The following is a 15,887-nucleotide window of genomic DNA, read 5'->3' on the forward strand; positions in this document are numbered from 1 at the left end:
AGGTTGACATGCAGCCGTACGGCTGCCTATCGTGAAAAGGCAGCCGGAAGGCTGCATGTCACGAGGAAGGCGCGATGGACGAGGCGTTCAAGGCACTGGCCGACCCCGGCCGCCGACGGCTGCTGGACGTGCTCAACGAGCGCAACGGCCAGACCCTGCGGGAACTGTGCGCGGGGATGGACATGACCCGCCAGTCCGTGAGCAAGCACCTGGCCGTGCTCGAAGCGGCCGGACTGGTCACGACGACCTGGCGCGGCCGCGAAAAACTGCACTACCTCGACGCCGCGCCGATCAACGCGATCGCCGAGCGCTGGATGACCCGGTACGACCGGCAGCGGGCCGGCGCGCTCGCCGACCTGAAACGAGCTTTGGAGTCGACACCGATGCACGAATTCGCCTACACCACCTACATCAACACGACCCCCGAAAAACTCTGGCAAGCGCTTACCGAGCCTGCCTTCACTCGGCAGTACTGGGGTGTCGGCTTCGAAACCGACTGGGAAAAGGGCTCACCGATGACTTGGTCCGAAAACGGGGCGAAAACCACGGACCCGGGGCAGGTCGTCCTCGAATCGGATCCGTACCGCCGGCTCTCTTACACCTGGCACACTTTCACGCCGGAATGGGCCGAAGGCGCCGGCGTCGACGGCGGAACACTCGCGAAACTGCAGCGGGAAAGCCGCACGAAAGTCACCTTCACCCTGGAACCGCACGGAGAGATGGTGAAGCTGACGGTGGTGCACGACGGTTTCGACCCCGGCAGCACGGTCCTGGCCATGTGCAGCCAGGGCTGGCCCGCGCTGCTGTCCAGCCTGAAGACGCTCCTGGAGACCGGCGTCCCGCTGCCCTGACCACGGCAAACCAGTCGAACCAGACAGAACTCACCCAGAGAAAAGTCTGAATCCTCCCCCTTTCGTGGGCGGCCGGCTGAAGTCCGGGTGAATTCCCTCCTCTCGGCGCCATCCGATGCGGTTTTTCGGCCGTTAGGCTCGCATAATCCGTGATCGACGATGGTCCGATCGAGTGACGGGAGAGTGTGCGTGCCGGGGTCTGTGCGTGTCCGCTGGATCGTGGCGGGCGTGGTCGTGGCGGCCGCGGCGGGAGCCGTCGTGGCGTTCTGGCCGGACAGCGCGGCGGCGGGCGACCCCGAGATTGCCGTGTCGCGCTCGGCGTGCGGCACCGGCTGGGCGGACCCGAAACCCGGTCCGCAGACGTTCCGCCTGCACAACACCGGATCCGTGACCGCGGAGGTCGACCTCATCGACCCGGCGACCGGCGTCGTCTACGGCGAGGTCGAGGGACTCGGCCCGGCGACGACCCGGCCGCTGCAGGTCAACCTGGGCAACGGCAGCTACGCGTTCCGCTGCCTGCCCGAGGACGCCGCCGCCATCGTCGGGCCGGCCGTGCGGATCACCGGCGGGGCCGAGCGGACCGGACCGGGCGTCGCACCGGTGACGCACGACGACCTGCTCGGCCCGCTCAAGGCCTATCAGCAGCACGTGACGACGGGGCTCGGCGAGCTCGTCGCGAACACCGGCGTGCTGAAGAACGCCGTCCACGGCGGCGACCGCGCGACGAGCGAGGCCGCCTGGCTGACGGCGCACCTGACCTACGAGCGGCTGGGCGCGGCCTACGACGCGTTCGGCGACTCCGACGGCGCGCTCAACGGCACGGCCGACGGCCTGCCCGGCGGCCCGGCCGACCCGGGCTTCACCGGCTTCCACCGGCTGGAGCAGGGGCTTTGGCACGGCGAGGACCTGGGCGCACTCGCCCCCGTCGCCAACCAGCTGGACGGCGACGCCCACGCGTTGCAGACGTCCTTCGCCAACAGCCAGGTCGACGGCAACGACCTCGCGCTGCGCGCGCACGAAATCATGGAGAACACGCTGCAGTTCGAACTCACCGGCCGCACCGACTACGGCAGCGGCACGAACCTGGCCACGGCACGCGCGAACGTCGACGGCACGCGCGCGGTCCTGGACGTCCTCCGCCCGCTGCTGACGCCGCGCTACCCGGATCTGTCCAAGGTGGACTCCTGGCTGACGCGCACGCAGTCCGCTTTGGACGCCGCGCACCGGCCGGACGGTAGCTGGACACCGCTCGCCCGGCTGCCGCAACGCGAACGGCAGAAGCTCAACGCGGACGTGAGTGAACTGACCGAGCTGCTGGCCCCGATCGCCGCGATCGCCGAGCCGAGGAGGGTGTCATGACGGACCTGCCTCGCCGGTCCTTCCTCCGCCGGGCCGCGATGGGCGCGGGACTCACCGTCGCCGCCGGGGCGGGGCTCGGCGCCTCCGCCGCCGTCACCGACGGCACCTCGCCCGTCCCCTTCCACGGGCCGAACCAGGCCGCCATCCTGCGGAAACCGCCGGCGCAGACCATCGTCGCGTCGTTCGACGTCGTCGCCGCGAGCAAAGCCGAGCTGGCCGACCTCTTCCGCGCGATCACCGACCGGGCCCGGTTCCTGACCGCCGGCGGAGCCCCCGCCGCGCTCGGGATCACCGCCCCGCCCGCCGACTCCGGGGTTCTGGGCCCCGTGGTGCCCGGCGGCGACCTCGGTGTCATCCTCGGCGTCGGCGCGTCGCTCTTCGACGACCGCTACGGTCTGGCGAAGCTCAAGCCGGCCAAGCTGAAGCCGATGACGACGTTCCCGAACGACGCACTGGACCCCGCGCAGTGCCACGGCGACCTCAGCCTGACCCTGTCGGCGAACTCCACCGACACCGTGCTGCACGCCCTGCGCGACATCGCCCGCGCGACCCGCGGCGGCATGCAGCTGCGCTGGAAGCTCAACGGCTTCAGCTCACCGCCGCGCCCGGAAGGCACCCCGCGGAACCTGATGGGGTTCAAGGACGGCACCGCCAACCCCATCGGGTCCGATGTGGACAGTCTGGTGTGGACGAACGGCGGCGGCGAACCGGCGTGGACCGCCGGCGGCAGCTACCAGGTGGTCCGCCTGATCCGGATGCTGGTCGAGTTCTGGGACCGCGTTTCCCTGGCGGAGCAGGAGAACATGTTCGGCCGCCGCCGCGACACCGGCGCCCCGCTCGACGGCACCGAGGAGACCGACGTCCCCCGGTACGCCGACGACCCGATCGGCACGGTGATCCCGCTGACCAGCCACATCCGGAAGGCGAACCCGCGCACCCCGGAGACCGATCCCAGCCGGATCCTGCGCCGCGCGGTGAACTACGACCGCGGCATCGACAGCAACGGCAACCTGGACATGGGCCTGCTGTTCGTCTGCTACCAGCAGGACCTGGAACGCCAGTTCGAGACGGTCCAGAACCGGCTGGCCGACGAGCCCCTGACCGACTACATCTCCCCGTTCGGCGGCGGCTACTTCTTCGCGCTGCCGGGCGTCACCGACCCGGACGACCACTTCGGGCGCTCGCTGCTCACCTGACCGCTCATCCCCACCCCGCAACACCAGGAGGAACCCTCAGTGGAAAACAGATCCCGCCGGCGACGCCGCGGCCTGCTCGGCGCCGGGACGCTCGCCTCGGTCGTCACGCTGGCCGTCGTCACCGGTTCCGCGGCGGGCACCGCGGACGCCCAGCCCCTGCACCCGTTCCCGGCGCAGTGGCTCCCGACGTCGACGCCGATCAAACACGTCGTGGTCATCTTCGGCGAGAACATCTCGTTCGACCACTACTTCGGCACCTACCCGAACGCGGCCAACACCGACGGCACCCCGTTCACCGCCGCGCACGGCACCCCGAAGGTCAACGGCCTCGACAAGAAGCTGCTGACCGGCAACCCGAACGCGTACAACCCGAAGCGGCTCACGCCCCAGCAGGCAATGACCTGCGACCAGAACCACAACTACGGCGCCGAGCAGGCCGCCTACAACGGCGGCAAGATGGACAAGTTCGTCGAGAAGACCGAGACGGACAAGTGCACCGGCCAGCCGATCCTGTTCGGCGAGCCCGGCCTGGTGATGGACTACTACGACGGCAACACCGTCACGGGCATGTGGAACTACGCCCAGCACTACGCGATGAGCGACAACTCGTTCAACACGGTCTTCGGCCCGTCCACGCCGGGTGCGCTGAACCTGATCTCGGGTCAGACGCACGGCGCCCAGGCGGTCGACCCGGTCACGCACAAGCCGGTCAGCGACGCGTACGCGGTCCAGTCGCCGGACTCCAACGGCGTCGGCACGGTCATCAACGACCCCGACCCGGCGTGGGACGACTGCTCGGGCAAGAACCACACGAGCACGGACAACCTGGCCACGATGCACGGCCGCAACATCGGTGACCTGCTCAACCAGCGCCGCGTCACGTGGGGTTGGTTCCAGGGCGGTTTCCGCCCGACCGGCTCGGCGAACGGCTACGCGGTCTGCGGCCAGAAGCACACGAACGTGGGCGGCAACGCGGTCGTCGACTACAGCCCGCACCACGAGCCGTTCCAGTACTACCCATCGACGGCGAACCCGAAGCACCTCCCGCCGTCGTCCGTGCAGGCCATCGGCCAGACCGACCGCGCGAACCACCAGTACGACATCAGCGACTTCGACGACGCGCTGCAGGCCGGCTCGATGCCCGCGGTGAGCTTCCTGAAGGCGCCGGAGTACCAGGACGGCCACGCGGGTTACTCGGACCCGCTGGACGAGCAGCAGTTCGTGGTCAACGAGGTCAACAAGATCCAGCAGTCCCCGGACTGGCGGTCGACGGCGATCGTCCTGGCCTACGACGACTCGGACGGCTGGTACGACCACGTGTCCTCGCCGATCGTCAACGGCTCGCACGACGCTTCGCAGGACCAGGCGGTCTGCACGGCGAAGCCGGTCAAGGTGGGCACCTACGCGGACCGCTGCGGCTACGGCCCGCGGCTGCCGCTGCTGGTGATTTCGCCGTTCAGCAAGGTGAACCACGTCGACCACAACGTGACGGACCAGACCTCGGTGCTGAAGTTCATCGAGGACAACTGGTTCGCCGGCCGGATCGGCGACTCGTCGTTCGACTCCCGCGCCGGGTCCTTGAACGGCATGTTCGACTTCTGGTGGCCGCAGGCTCGCCGGGTGACGCTCGACCCGAAGACCGGAGCCGTGGTCAAGGGCTAGCTGTTCTGTCCGGGGAGGTTGCGATCGTGGCGACACGTGATCGAATGATCTTGGTGTGAGGGAGGGCCTCCGGGTTCGGTGTGGATTGCGACATCTGCACCGGCGACCTGGAGGCCCTCGTGACCCACGCTAACGCACCCCTGACCCCGACCGGCAGGCTGCGCCTAGCCCGCTGCATCGTCGAAGACCACTGGCCGCTGCGGCGGGCTGCGGAACGGTTCCAAGTGTCGGTCTCCACCGCCGCCAGGTGGGCCGGCCGCTACCGCAACCTGGGCGAAGCCGGCATGACCGACCGGTCCAGCCGACCACAGACAAGCCCGAACCGCACACCGACCCGGACCGAACGGCGAGTCATCAAGATTCGGGTGATCCGCAGGTGGGGGCCGGCCCGCATCGGCTACCTGCTCGGCCTCAACCCCTCGACGGTGCACCGGATCCTGACCCGCTACCGGCTGGCCCGGCTCACCCACCTGGACCGGGCCACCGCCCGCCCGATTCGCCGCTACGAACACTCCGCACCCGGCGACTTGGTGCACGTCGACATCAAAAAGCTGGGCAACATCCCCGACGGCGGCGGGCACAAGGTCCTCGGCCGAGCCGCCGGCCGCCGCAACAGCGGCCAACGTGGCCACGGCTACGCCTACCTGCACAACGCCGTCGACGACCACTCCCGCCTGGCCTACACCGAAATCCATGCCGACGAGACCCGGGAAACCGCCGTCGCGTTCTGGACCCGGGCCCAGGCGTTCTTCACCAGCTGCGGCATCACCGTCACCCGGGTCCTGACCGACAACGGCTCCTGCTACCGCTCGCATCTCTGGCGCGACACGCTGCGCGCCGCCGGCATCACCCCGAAACGCACCCGGCCTTACCGACCGCAGACCAATGGCAAAGTGGAACGGTTCAACCGCACCCTGCTCGAGGGATGGGCCTACGCCCAGCCATACCGCACCGACACCGAACGCCGAGCAGCCCTGCCCCGCTGGCTGCACACCTACAATCACCACCGCGGCCACACCGCACTCGCCGGCAAACCACCCGCCAGCCGCGTCCCCAACCTCACGGGTCAATACAGCTAGCGCGATGTCATGAACGACTCTTTCCTGTCGTCGGACGACAGGAAAGAGTCGTTCATGACGCGCGGAGGCGGTCCCAGGCCAGGGTGACGACGGTTCCCTCGTCGCCGGAGGTGATGTCCGCCCGGTCGGCGCTCGCCCGCAGCAGCAGCAACCCCCGGCCCCGCACGGAAACCGGGCGCGGGTCCGGCACCGGCATCCGCCACCGCCCGTGGTCGGTGATCACCACCTCGATCCGGTCCGGGTGCACCGCGGCGTCGAGGTCGACGACTCCCGAGCCCGCACCGTCGTAGGCGTGATCGGCCACGTTGGCCAGCGCTTCGTAGCTGGCCAGCACGATGTCCTGGGCCCGGGCCTCGTCGACGCCCGCCCCGAGGACCCACGCCATCAGGTCGTGGCGAAGCCGGCGCAGGGCCTGCGGGACTGCTTGCACGCCGTGGCTCTGGAACGGTTCCGGCATCCGCGCCCGCCTCACCGAAGTGCTTCGTCGATCGTGGCGTGGAGGCCGATCCACGTGTCGAGCCCGGTGGTCCGCAACGGCCTCGACGTCACCGCGGAGTCGCTCACCACCCGCAGCGCGCGCTCGGCCAGCCTGCGGTGCGCCGCCGCGAGCACCTGCAGGCCCGCCGAGCAGAAGAACGTCACCTCGCGCAGGTCGACCACCAGTTTCTCCGGCTCCCTGGCCAGCACCGCGTCGACGACGTCGGCGAACTCGGGTGCGCTGAGCAGGTCGATCTCCCCCGCCACGCCCAGCACCGCGGCCCGTCCCCGCCAGTCGAGCGTGACCGCCAGCTCGGTGGCGGGGAGATCCCGTGATGAAGAGGTCACGGCCCCCCATGGTGCCCGACTCTCCGCCAAACGGCTACCGGTGCGGCAGCTGCACCACGGTGACCCAGAAGTCGTCGATCTTCCGGACCACTTCGATGAACTTCTCGAAGTCGACCGGTTTGGTGACGTAGGCGTTGGCGTGCAGTTCGTAGCTGCGCAGGATGTCCTCCTCCGCTTCGGACGTGGTCAGCACGACCACCGGGATCGTGCGGAACCCCGGGTCCTGCTTGATCTCGCCGAGCAGCTCCCGGCCGTCCTTGCGGGGCAGGTTGAGGTCGAGCAGGATCAGCCCCGGCCGCGGCGCCTCCCCGAAGCCGCCCTCGCGGTTGAGGAACTCGAGCGCCTCGACGCCGTCGCTCACGACGTGCAGCGCGTTGCGGATCTTGTGGTGCTCGAACGCTTCCCGCGTCATCAGCACGTCACCGGGATCGTCCTCGACGAGCAGGATGTCGATCGGGACAGGCGCCTGGATCATGCGTCCCCCTCGTCTTCGCGGGCCGGCAACGTGAAGCGGAACGTCGTGTCCGGCGCCTCGGTGTCGAGCCAGATCCGGCCGCCGTGGTGCTCGACGATCCGGCGGCAGAGGGCCAGGCCGATGCCGGTGCCCGGGTACGCGGTGCGCGTGTGCAGCCGCTGGAACAAGGCGAACACCCGTTCCGCGTACTCCGCGTCGATGCCGATCCCGTTGTCCGCCACGGAAAACACCCAGTCGTCGCCGTCACGCTCGGCGGTGACCCGCACCTCCGGCGGCGCCTCGCCCTTGAACTTCAGGGCGTTGCCGATCAGGTTCTGGAACACCGCCGTGATCAACGCCGGCTCGACGCGCACCTCCGGCAGGGCGCCGCGGCTGACCTTGCCGCTGCTCAGCGACAGCGCGACGTCCAGGTTCGCGAGCGCGTCGTCGACCAGCACGCCCGCGTCGACCAGCACGAGCTCGCCCGGCCGCCGGCCGACGCGGGAGAACGCCAGCAGGTCGTTGATCAGCACCTGCATCCGCTTCGCGCCGTCCACGGCGTACTCGATGTACTGCTCGCCGCGCTCGTCGAGCAGCCCCTGGTAACGCCGCTGGAGCAGCTGGCAGAAGCTGGCCACCTTCCGCAGCGGTTCCTGCAGGTCGTGCGAAGCGACGTAGGCGAACTGCTCCAGGTCGGCGTTGGACCGTTCCAGCTCGCGCGTCCGCCGGTCCAGCAGCGCGTTGGACCGCTCCGCCTCTTGTGTCCGCCGGTCCAGCAGCGCGTGCGCCCGCTCGAGCTCGGCGACCTCGTCGAGGATGCGCTGCCGCATCGCCTCGACGTCGGCGCCGAGCTGGGCGATCTCGCGCGGCCCGCTCCCGTGCACCGGGTGGTGGACGTCGGACTCGGCGACCTGGCGGACCTCGGCGGCCAGCCGCAGGATCGGCCGGGTGATCACCTGCCGCAGGCCGAGCACCAGCACCGCGAACAGCAGCAGGACGAGCACGGCGACGGCGACCAGCATCGCGGTCAGGAAGCTCGCCGCCTGGTCCAGTTCGGCGCGCCCGGTGTCGCGGACCGCGGCGAGGTGGGCGAGCTGGGCGTCGAGGGCCGAGCGCACCGCGACGAACTGCACCCGGCCACGCTCGACCTGGGCCGGGGTCACCGGCGGCGCGCCCGGGGCGATGGTGGGCGCGGCCTCGGCCTGCCAGGTGGCGGCGGCCCGCAGCACAGCCTCGAGGTCGTCGCCGATCCGGGTGCCGGGGACCGCGCCGAGCCGCCGCAGCTGCGTGACCGCGTCGGCCTGCGCGCGGACGCCGTCGGTGTACGGGACCAGGAAGACCGGCTTCCGGCCGAGCTGGTAGCCGCGGACGCCGCTCTCCTGGTTCACCAGCGCGGTGGACAGCTGGGCGGCGCTCACCCGCTGCGGCCCGATGACGTCGAGCAGGCGGTTGCGGGCGTCGGTGAGGTTGTTCAGCGCGATCCCGCCGCCGACCAGCGCGGCGAGCAGCAGCACGGTCTCGCCGACGGCGAGCAGGGCGAGCCAGCGGCCGATCGGCCACCGGCGGGCATCAACGCTCATCGGCCGGGTCTCCAGGATCGTGGCTGAGCAGGGCGAGGGCGACGTCGTCGTCGAGCGGGCCGGAGTTGAGCCGTTCGGCGCGGGCGATCAGCTCGTCGAGCAGGTCCCGGCCGTGCATCCCGGTCTCCCGCTTGATGTCGACTACCAGCGCGGCCATCCGCTCGTGGCCGAGCCGCTCGGATCCGGCGCCGACGCGGCCCTCGAACACGCCGTCGGTGTACAGCAGCAACGACCACCCGGGCTCCAGCGGCACTTCGACGGCGTCCCACTTGGCGCCGTCGACGATGCCGAGCGGGACGCCGAGGCGCTCGCCGGTGAGCAGGTGCCCGTCGCCGGGGGTGAGCAGCAGCGGCGGGAGGTGCCCGGCCAGCGACAGGCGCAGGGATCTTCGGTCCGGCGCGACGACGACCATGCAGACGGTGGCGAACAGCGGCTCGATCCGCTCGTGCACCAGGACCCGCTCGACCATGCTCAGCACGTCGGCCATCGGCAGGCCGGCCATCACGAGCGAGCGCCACGCGATGCGCAGCGCGACCCCGAGCGCGGCCTCGTCGGGCCCGTGGCCGCAGACGTCGCCGATCATCATGTGCACGGTGCCGTCGGCGAGCTCGATGGCGTCGTAGAAGTCGCCGCCCAGCAGGGAACCGTTGCGGCCGGGCCGGTAGCGGGAGGCCAGGTCGAGGTGCGGGTCGCGCAGCAGCGGGCTGGGCAGCAGGCCGCGTTCGAGCCGCGCGTTCTCGCGGGCGAGCAGCTGCTGCTGCAGGAACTGCTGCTCCACCTGCTCGGCGCGCTTGCGTTCGCGCGCGAAGCGCAGCGCCTTCACCAGCAGCGGCCCGTCCACCTGGTCCTTGACGAGGTAGTCCTGGGCGCCGGCGGCGACCGCGGCGACGCCGGTCGCCTGGTCGTGCTGGCCGGTCAGGACGACCACGGCGACACCGGGCGCGTGCTGGCCGAGCTTGGTCAGGCCGGACAGGCCCATGGCGTCGGGCAGCTGCAGGTCCAGCACGACGCAGTCGGCGGTGAGCGGGCCGCCGAGCGCGGCGGAGAGCGTCTCGACACGTTCGAGTGAGTACTCCACGGACGTGTCCGCCAGCATCTCCTCGACCAGCAGGGCGTCGCCGTCGTCGTCCTCGATCAGCAGCACCCGCAGGCGGGTGCCGGGATCCCACGATAGGTCGTGCGCGGCGGTCACCGGCTTCTCCCGTTCGGCTGCTCTCGAGCCAGATCCAGACGATCACCCTAGCGGCACCGGCGGCGGCCGCCTACGGCCGCGGAACCGGTCCCACTGAGGTAGCGCTTTATAGCACTCCGGTGTGACACCGGGTGCGTAACGGTTCGGCTCACGACCGTCTCGGCGCCGGGCGATCCGGGCCTACGCTCCGGCCATGTCCGCGACCCCGGCGCCGCGCGCCGCCCTCGCCTGGTGGGGTGCGACGGCGTGCTGGTTCCTCGGGACGCTGGCCGGCCGGCTGGCGGGCAGCGACACCGCGGTCACCGGAGCCGTCCCGCTGCCGGTCGCGGTGCTCGTCTTCGGGGTCTGCGCCGGGCTCTGGGCGCTGCTGGTCTACGGCGTCCACCGTGGCGTGAAAGGCACTCGCGTGGCGCTGGGGATCGCCGGCGCGCTCGGCATCGTGGACCTGGTGGTGCAGCTGGTCGGGGACGCCGTGACGGGCAATGCGGTGCACGGCGGGTTCTTCCTGGCCGCGCTGGCGCTTTCGAGTGCCGGATTCGTGCTGCTGTTCAGGCCCCGCTGAACGGTCTCAGCGGTTCCGGCCGCCGTGGCCGTGCTGCTGCCACGAGCTGATCACCGAGCTGACGTACTCGCGCCACTGGTCCTCCGGCGACGTCGTCGACGGTGCCGTCGTCGAGGTGTCGGCGCGCGCGGGTTTGCGTCCCGCCACGGCCGGCACGTGCGTGGTCTCGACCGGTGAGTCCTGCACTTTGGCGGTGAGCGGGGGCGGCGCGGCGGAAGCACTCATCGTCTCGACCGCTTCGCTCGAGGTCGGCGGCGGAGCCGGGACGGACGCCCCCGGCGGCGGGACAGCGGTCCCACCCACCTGCTGCGGCTGGAACAGCACGACGGCGGCCAGCCCGAGCGCGACGGCCGCGCCCGCGACGAGGATGTACGGCTTGGTGCGCCGGGACCCGTCGGCGGGCGGGCTTTCCCGGGGACGTTCTTCAGGCTCTTCGGCGGCCAGTGCGGCGTCGAGCACGGCCAGGGGGTCGGGGGCGGGCTCGGGTTCCTCGACGAGCTTCGCGTCGAGTTCACCGCGGATCACCAGCGGCCTCGTCTGCGAGAGGTCCACCAGTTCGGCGACGGAGGGAAGTTCTCCCTCACCGCCCGTGCGTGCCATCGAACGACCTCCACCCTGTCGGCGTCGTGCGGGGTCACCCTACTGGGCGACGACGGCCCGAAGCTCCCCGGTCAGCGCCACCAGTTCGCGTCGCCGAGGTGGACGAACCCGAGCTTGTCGTAGAGCGGGCGGCCGGCCCGGGACGCGGAGAGCGTGACGGGCAGGTCCCCGAAGTGCCGGAGCACGGCGTACATCAGTTCGCGACCGATGCCGCGAGAGCGGTGTTCCGGCAGCGTCGTCACCCAGTAGACGCCGCCGACCCCGCCGTGAGCCATGGTGAGGCAGGCGCCGGCGTGGCCGTGGGTGAAGAAGGCCGGGCCGTCCCGCACGAGCAACGGCGGCGGGAACACCGTGCCGGCCCGGAGCGGCTGGTACTCCTCCAGCGGAAAGCCGTGCACGATGAGGTCTTCGGCTTTCCCGAGCTCGTCGGCCGTGGTCACCCGGGAGATCCCGCTGGGCTCCGGGACGGGCGCGGGTTCCCGGACCATCACGGGCAGCTGCCCGGCAGTCATCCCCAGCGCCCCGAGGTCGAGCACGCGGAACGGGTCCTCGACGACGACGGTCCGCCCGTCCTTCCGGCGCGCGCGGGCGAGTTCGGTCAGTTCGCCGACCGCGGTCCCGTCCGGATCGGCGCACCGCACCATGATCCGGAACCGGCGCCCGTCGATGGCGGTGAAGGCGGGTCGTTCGAGCACGTCGTCACCGCGGGCGTGGGCGAGGGCGGTCCAGATCGCGACGGCGTTGTCGGAAGCCTGCCGCAGGCGCTCGGTGAGCAGTCCGGTCATGCCGGGGAACCCGGGCCGGGGTCGGTGGACGGCATCACGGTTCAGCCCGCGCCGAGACAGACGAACGGACGCCGGAACGGATCCACCGCGATCGCGTCGGCCAGCGCCAGTGCCGGACTCTCCCGGATGGCCAGCGCGCGGTAGTAGTCGTCCATCGCGGCCGCCGAGGCGAGGTCGCCGACGCGGGACAGGGGCGCGATCACCGTCCGGGAGCCGCTCGCCAGCAGGGCGCTGGCGAACCCCAGCGCTTCGTCGCCCGGCCGGATCCGGTTCATCGCCAGCTCGCACGCGGCGAACACCACCTGCCGCGGCGGCTGCCGCAGCCCGGCCATCTCGTGGCCGAACAGGGCGCCGTCGGCCAGTTCGAGCCGGGAGAACAACGCGTTCTCCGGCTCGTGCGCGCCGTGCGCGGCGAAGTGCGCGAGCTTCGCGCCGTCCATCGCCCGCAGCACGGACTTCACCGTGGCCTTGGCGCCGGTCATCGTCGTCGCGGTGCGGTAGTGCGTGGTCAGCTTCTCGAGCTCACCGCGGGCACCGGCCAGTCCCGGCCCGCGGACGAGCACGATCTTGCGGGCGCGCGGCGACTTCGTGAGTTCGGCGGCGAGCCACGCGGTCGCCGACGGCGCGACCACGGTCGGCCGCCCCCGCAGGCCCGGCAGCACGCCCCACGGCACGGCGTAGAGCGGCCCGGTCGGGACGATGACCAGGTCGCGGTCGCCGAACAGCTCGGCCAGCGGCTGGATCAGCTGCGTGTCGAGCTTGTCCGCCTGCTTGCGCGCCGAAGCCATGACGACCTCGGCCAGCCGCTCGGGCAGGTTGTCGGGTGCGAGCGCGTCGAGGTCGACGTTCAGCACGCGCGCCGACTCGGCGGCGGCTTCGGCGGACCCGAGCCGCACCAGCCGGCACTCGCCCCCGGCGATGACGACGGCGACGAGATCGTCCCCGGAAGCGGCGAAGCTGACCATGGCCCGCTGACCGAGCCGCGAGACGACTTCGTGGAGACCGGCCAGCGGCCGCGGCCTCCCCCAGCGTCCGGTGTGCCAGCCGAGCCGCTGCGCCTCCCGCAGCCGTTCGTTGTACTTCGCCCGCAGACCGGCGATCGGGTGCCCGTCGTGCTGGGCTTCCTGGATCGCCTGGCCGAGCCCCCGCACCTCGGCGACGCGGGCGGCGAGCTCCGGATCGGTCCCGGCGGACAGCGGTTCGTAGCGGTAGGTCTGGGCGCGGGTCCGTTCGAGCCAGACGAACAGGCGCCGCGCGTCGTTGCGTTCGAGCACGAGCTTGACGGCGAGGTCGGCGAGCTCCTGGCCGTGGAGAGCGGTCCCGGACACGAGGTCGAGCCCACCCATCCGATCGCGGACGGCGTCCAGCTCGGTGAGCCCGGACCGGATCTCGGTGAGCGCCTTGACCCGGTTCCCCTGGGCAACGGCGAGTTCGGCCCGGCAAAGCCGGCGAAGCATCCGGTAGTCGATGGGCGTCAGCTGCCCGGGACGGGGAACCATCCGGAGGGTCTCGACGGCCCGCTTGAGGTTCCCGCGCCGGATGTCCAGCCGGACGGCGAGCATCCGCGCGGTGGCGGCCTGCTCGGCCAACCGGGGAAGCTGCATCTTTTCCGCGGTCCGCAAGGCTCGCACCGGCAGCGCCGAGGGCGGTTCCCCGCTCGACACCGCGTCGCGCACATCGGCTTGCAGACCGAGGACGGTCGCGTTGGCGACACAGGTCTGGCAGCCCACCCGCAGCAGCAGCCGGCGGGCGGAGGCGGCGGTTTGCCGGGCGAATTCGACGTCATCGCTCAACAAGGCGGCCGAAGCCCGCAGCAGCTCCGCGACGCCCAAGTGGCCCACGATGCCGCGGTCGGCGGTCAGCCGGGAGATCAGTTCGTCCAGGTGACTGCCCGCTTCGTCGGCCAGCCCGGCGGCCAGCAGGGCTTTCGCCTGCTCCATCGGCAGCAGGGCCGGCGTCTCCATGTCCAGCGCGCGGTAGGTCCGCTCGCTCTCCTCGAACAGCCGCAGCGCTTCCGGCACGTCGCCGGTCCGCAGCGCCAGCGTTCCGAGGACACGCCGGACGTCGGCGGCCTCGCCCCGCAACTCGTACTTCTCCGCCAGCTCCAGTGCCCGGATCAGGTCCGTGCGGGCCTCGTTCACGTTGCCGAGCTTGGTGTGCACCCAGCCGCGCGACGACAGGGTCACCACGAAAGCACGCATCTGCGGCGCCGGATCGCCCCCCTGGGCGAGCAGGTATTCCTTGTGCTCGAGGGAGGCGTCGAAGGAGGCGAGGCTGTCCTCGTGGCGCCCGGCCGTCATGAGCCGCATGGCGTAGTTGTGGTTCAGGGCGCTGTTCAGCTCGGCCCGCAGCACCGGGTCCGAAACGGCGTCGACGAGCAGCCGCACGTCGTCCAGCCCGGCCAAGCCGGCGGCAGTGTCCCCCGTGATCTCGGAGGACATCCCGGCCAAGGTGCTCGCCACCTTGATCCGGGTGACCAGCCAGTCCGTGCGGTGCTCGTCGGCGACCGGGTGGATGGAGTCCAGCAGGCTCATTCCCCGCCGAAGATGCTTGACTCCCTGGTGGAAACGCCCGAGACACGACGCGTCAACGGCGGCTTGCTGAAGCGCGCGGACCGACTCGATGACTGCTGAGGGGTCCGGGTTCGTCACAGGCACTCTCTAATGACAGCACAGCCGTTGCCAAAAGGAAGCCCGCCTACCGGTCGAAGATCAGCAGGCGGGCGATGCGAAGCCCGGGTGCGGTCAGGGCTTGACGACCTGGTAGCAGCCGGCCGCGCAGTCGGTGTGGACCGGGTGGTCGTGGACCTTGCCGTCCTCGCCGGTCCACTGGACCACCGGCTGGCCCGGCTCTTCGACCGGCTCCGGAGTTTCTTCGGGCTTGGTGTCCGTGGGCGTCGACATGGTCGATCTCCTCTCCCCTGGGGATCTGCATGGGGCCGCTGTCCGTGACAGTGAGTCCCCCTCGCGAGGCCCTCTCCCCGCGAACGGCCCAATGGTTTCACAACGGAGCAATGATCGGGAGAGTTTTTGCTACAGAAAGTCAGGCCAACCCCCGTGAGCAGGCTCGATGTCCAGATCGGAACGTCCTAAAGAGTGAAGTCTGTAACGACGTCCACTCCGGACGTGCATGCCGCCATGTGGGGGACGGCTCCGAAGCCACCTGAGCCACCCCACCCGAGCCACCCCCGAGCCACTCGGAGCCACGTGGCGATCCGGGCACGGAACGTGACCGCGAGGCCGCTCAACGTCCTTTGTGGACACTCGGTCGGCGACCGGTAACGCTCGGACGTCCCGGCGGGATGTTCTTGGCATGGGGGCACCGGAAGCCGGAACAATCACTCGGTCCGGCCGTGGCCTGGCGGTCGCGTCGCTCGCGGTCGGCGCGTCCGGCTTCACGCTGGCGGCCGCGACCTGGGTGGCCTGGCTGATCGTCCGGCCGGAGCTGGTGTCGGCATGGGCCTACTCCTGGGTCGCGCAGGCGTTCGTGCTGGTTCTCGGCGCGCTGTGGTTCGGGCTGTTGCCGATCAGCGTGCTCGCGCTGATCTTCGGCCTGTGCGCCGACACGCAGCCCCGGCCGGATTTCGGCCGGATCGGCATGACGCTGGCCGTCGTCACCGCCCTGCTGGCGTTGGGGGGCGCCGCGGTGTTCGCGACGACGTCCTGGCGGCACGTCGGCCCGCCGGTCGCCTACTTCGACACCCAGACCGGAACACCGCGGTAGGGATCCGCCCGGGTGGGTA

Annotated in this window: 16 protein-coding genes; 7 read left to right on the forward strand and 9 right to left on the reverse strand. The window is 71.0% G+C overall.

Features of this window, described 5'->3' with window-relative positions; genetic code table 11:
• Positions 1–74 precede the first annotated feature (74 nt).
• The 5 genes from CF165_RS14735 to CF165_RS14755 all read left to right on the forward strand — a co-directional run bounded on the left by CF165_RS14735 (position 75) and on the right by CF165_RS14755 (position 6,147).
• Complete coding sequence (locus CF165_RS14735) at positions 75–851, forward strand: ArsR/SmtB family transcription factor (protein WP_093948070.1); 777 nt, start codon at positions 75–77, stop codon at positions 849–851.
• A 201-nt stretch (positions 852–1,052) separates the two neighbouring features.
• On the forward strand, positions 1,053–2,210 hold the full coding sequence (locus CF165_RS14740; protein ID WP_093948071.1) for an EfeM/EfeO family lipoprotein: 1,158 nt from the start codon (positions 1,053–1,055) through the stop codon (positions 2,208–2,210).
• Entirely contained in the window at positions 2,207–3,406 is a 1,200-nt protein-coding gene (locus tag CF165_RS14745) for a Dyp-type peroxidase (protein ID WP_093948072.1), read from the forward strand. Before CF165_RS14740 ends, CF165_RS14745 begins: the two co-directional genes overlap by 4 nt.
• A 39-nt stretch (positions 3,407–3,445) precedes the next feature.
• Positions 3,446–5,068, forward strand: a complete 1,623-nt coding sequence (locus tag CF165_RS14750; protein ID WP_093948073.1) for a phospholipase C — start codon at positions 3,446–3,448, stop codon at positions 5,066–5,068.
• A gap of 119 nt (positions 5,069–5,187) precedes the next feature.
• Positions 5,188–6,147, forward strand: coding sequence for an IS481 family transposase (locus tag CF165_RS14755; RefSeq protein ID WP_093948471.1), 960 nt, complete (start codon positions 5,188–5,190; stop codon positions 6,145–6,147).
• Positions 6,148–6,199: 52 nt separating this feature from the next.
• Here CF165_RS14755 and CF165_RS14760 read toward each other — a convergent pair whose 3' ends face one another.
• The 5 genes from CF165_RS14760 to CF165_RS14780 are packed head-to-tail and all read right to left on the reverse strand — an operon-like array spanning position 6,200 to position 10,198.
• Positions 6,200–6,604 carry an ATP-binding protein gene (locus CF165_RS14760; protein ID WP_205660864.1) on the reverse strand — a complete coding sequence of 135 codons (405 nt, stop codon included), beginning with the start codon at positions 6,602–6,604 and terminating at the stop codon, positions 6,200–6,202.
• An 11-nt stretch (positions 6,605–6,615) separates the two neighbouring features.
• Positions 6,616–6,972 carry an STAS domain-containing protein gene (locus CF165_RS14765; RefSeq protein ID WP_093948075.1) on the reverse strand — a complete coding sequence of 119 codons (357 nt, stop codon included), beginning with the start codon at positions 6,970–6,972 and terminating at the stop codon, positions 6,616–6,618.
• A 34-nt stretch (positions 6,973–7,006) separates the two neighbouring features.
• A complete protein-coding gene (locus CF165_RS14770) occupies positions 7,007–7,447 on the reverse strand; it encodes a response regulator (protein ID WP_093948076.1) in 441 nt (146 codons plus the stop codon).
• Positions 7,444–9,006 (reverse strand): sensor histidine kinase, encoded by a 1,563-nt coding sequence (locus tag CF165_RS14775; RefSeq protein ID WP_093948077.1) that lies wholly within the window; start codon positions 9,004–9,006, stop codon positions 7,444–7,446. The genes CF165_RS14770 and CF165_RS14775 overlap by 4 nt, the downstream gene beginning before the upstream one ends.
• A complete protein-coding gene (locus CF165_RS14780; RefSeq protein ID WP_093948078.1) occupies positions 8,996–10,198 on the reverse strand; it encodes a PP2C family protein-serine/threonine phosphatase in 1,203 nt (400 codons plus the stop codon). The genes CF165_RS14775 and CF165_RS14780 overlap by 11 nt, the downstream gene beginning before the upstream one ends.
• 193 nt (positions 10,199–10,391) lie before the next feature.
• Between CF165_RS14780 and CF165_RS14785 the strand changes: the two genes are divergently transcribed.
• The gene (locus CF165_RS14785) at positions 10,392–10,760 is read left to right on the forward strand and encodes a hypothetical protein (RefSeq protein WP_093948079.1); all 369 of its coding nucleotides are present in this window, start codon (positions 10,392–10,394) and stop codon (positions 10,758–10,760) included.
• Positions 10,761–10,766: 6 nt separating this feature from the next.
• Here the strand turns inward: CF165_RS14785 and CF165_RS14790 are convergent, their stop codons facing one another.
• The 4 genes from CF165_RS14790 to CF165_RS51750 form a co-directional block, all read right to left on the reverse strand.
• The gene (locus tag CF165_RS14790) at positions 10,767–11,360 is read right to left on the reverse strand and encodes a hypothetical protein (protein ID WP_093948080.1); all 594 of its coding nucleotides are present in this window, start codon (positions 11,358–11,360) and stop codon (positions 10,767–10,769) included.
• A 71-nt stretch (positions 11,361–11,431) separates the two neighbouring features.
• Positions 11,432–12,145: a GNAT family N-acetyltransferase gene (locus CF165_RS14795; RefSeq protein ID WP_093948081.1), complete on the reverse strand. Its 714-nt coding sequence runs from the start codon at positions 12,143–12,145 to the stop codon at positions 11,432–11,434.
• Between the two features lie 41 nt (positions 12,146–12,186).
• Positions 12,187–14,679 carry a CHAT domain-containing protein gene (locus CF165_RS14800; protein ID WP_240521606.1) on the reverse strand — a complete coding sequence of 831 codons (2,493 nt, stop codon included), beginning with the start codon at positions 14,677–14,679 and terminating at the stop codon, positions 12,187–12,189.
• Between the two features lie 210 nt (positions 14,680–14,889).
• Positions 14,890–15,048 (reverse strand): hypothetical protein, encoded by a 159-nt coding sequence (locus CF165_RS51750; RefSeq protein WP_167441444.1) that lies wholly within the window; start codon positions 15,046–15,048, stop codon positions 14,890–14,892.
• Positions 15,049–15,457: 409 nt separating this feature from the next.
• Between CF165_RS51750 and CF165_RS14805 the strand changes: the two genes are divergently transcribed.
• Complete coding sequence (locus CF165_RS14805) at positions 15,458–15,868, forward strand: hypothetical protein (protein WP_093948083.1); 411 nt, start codon at positions 15,458–15,460, stop codon at positions 15,866–15,868.
• Positions 15,869–15,887: the final 19 nt, after the last annotated feature.

Origin of the sequence: Amycolatopsis vastitatis, assembly GCF_002234595.1 — a bacterium.
GTDB classification, from domain to species: Bacteria; Actinomycetota; Actinomycetes; order Mycobacteriales; family Pseudonocardiaceae; genus Amycolatopsis; species Amycolatopsis vastitatis.

Excerpts from the sequence above, each read along its gene's own strand:
- CF165_RS14790 (WP_093948080.1), bottom strand. The coding sequence starts at position 11,360 with ATGGCACGCACGGGCGGTGAGGGAGAACTTCCCTCCGTCGCCGAACTG.
- CF165_RS14775 (WP_093948077.1), bottom strand. The coding sequence starts at position 9,006 with ATGAGCGTTGATGCCCGCCGGTGGCCGATCGGCCGCTGGCTCGCCCTG.
- CF165_RS14760 (WP_205660864.1), bottom strand. The coding sequence starts at position 6,604 with ATGCCGGAACCGTTCCAGAGCCACGGCGTGCAAGCAGTCCCGCAGGCC.
- CF165_RS14800 (WP_240521606.1), bottom strand. The coding sequence starts at position 14,679 with ATGAGCCTGCTGGACTCCATCCACCCGGTCGCCGACGAGCACCGCACG.
- CF165_RS14785 (WP_093948079.1), top strand. The coding sequence starts at position 10,392 with ATGTCCGCGACCCCGGCGCCGCGCGCCGCCCTCGCCTGGTGGGGTGCG.
- CF165_RS14795 (WP_093948081.1), bottom strand. The coding sequence starts at position 12,145 with ATGACCGGACTGCTCACCGAGCGCCTGCGGCAGGCTTCCGACAACGCC.
- CF165_RS14735 (WP_093948070.1), top strand. The coding sequence starts at position 75 with ATGGACGAGGCGTTCAAGGCACTGGCCGACCCCGGCCGCCGACGGCTG.
- CF165_RS14770 (WP_093948076.1), bottom strand. The coding sequence starts at position 7,447 with ATGATCCAGGCGCCTGTCCCGATCGACATCCTGCTCGTCGAGGACGAT.
- CF165_RS51750 (WP_167441444.1), bottom strand. The coding sequence starts at position 15,048 with ATGTCGACGCCCACGGACACCAAGCCCGAAGAAACTCCGGAGCCGGTC.
- CF165_RS14805 (WP_093948083.1), top strand. The coding sequence starts at position 15,458 with ATGGGGGCACCGGAAGCCGGAACAATCACTCGGTCCGGCCGTGGCCTG.
- CF165_RS14745 (WP_093948072.1), top strand. The coding sequence starts at position 2,207 with ATGACGGACCTGCCTCGCCGGTCCTTCCTCCGCCGGGCCGCGATGGGC.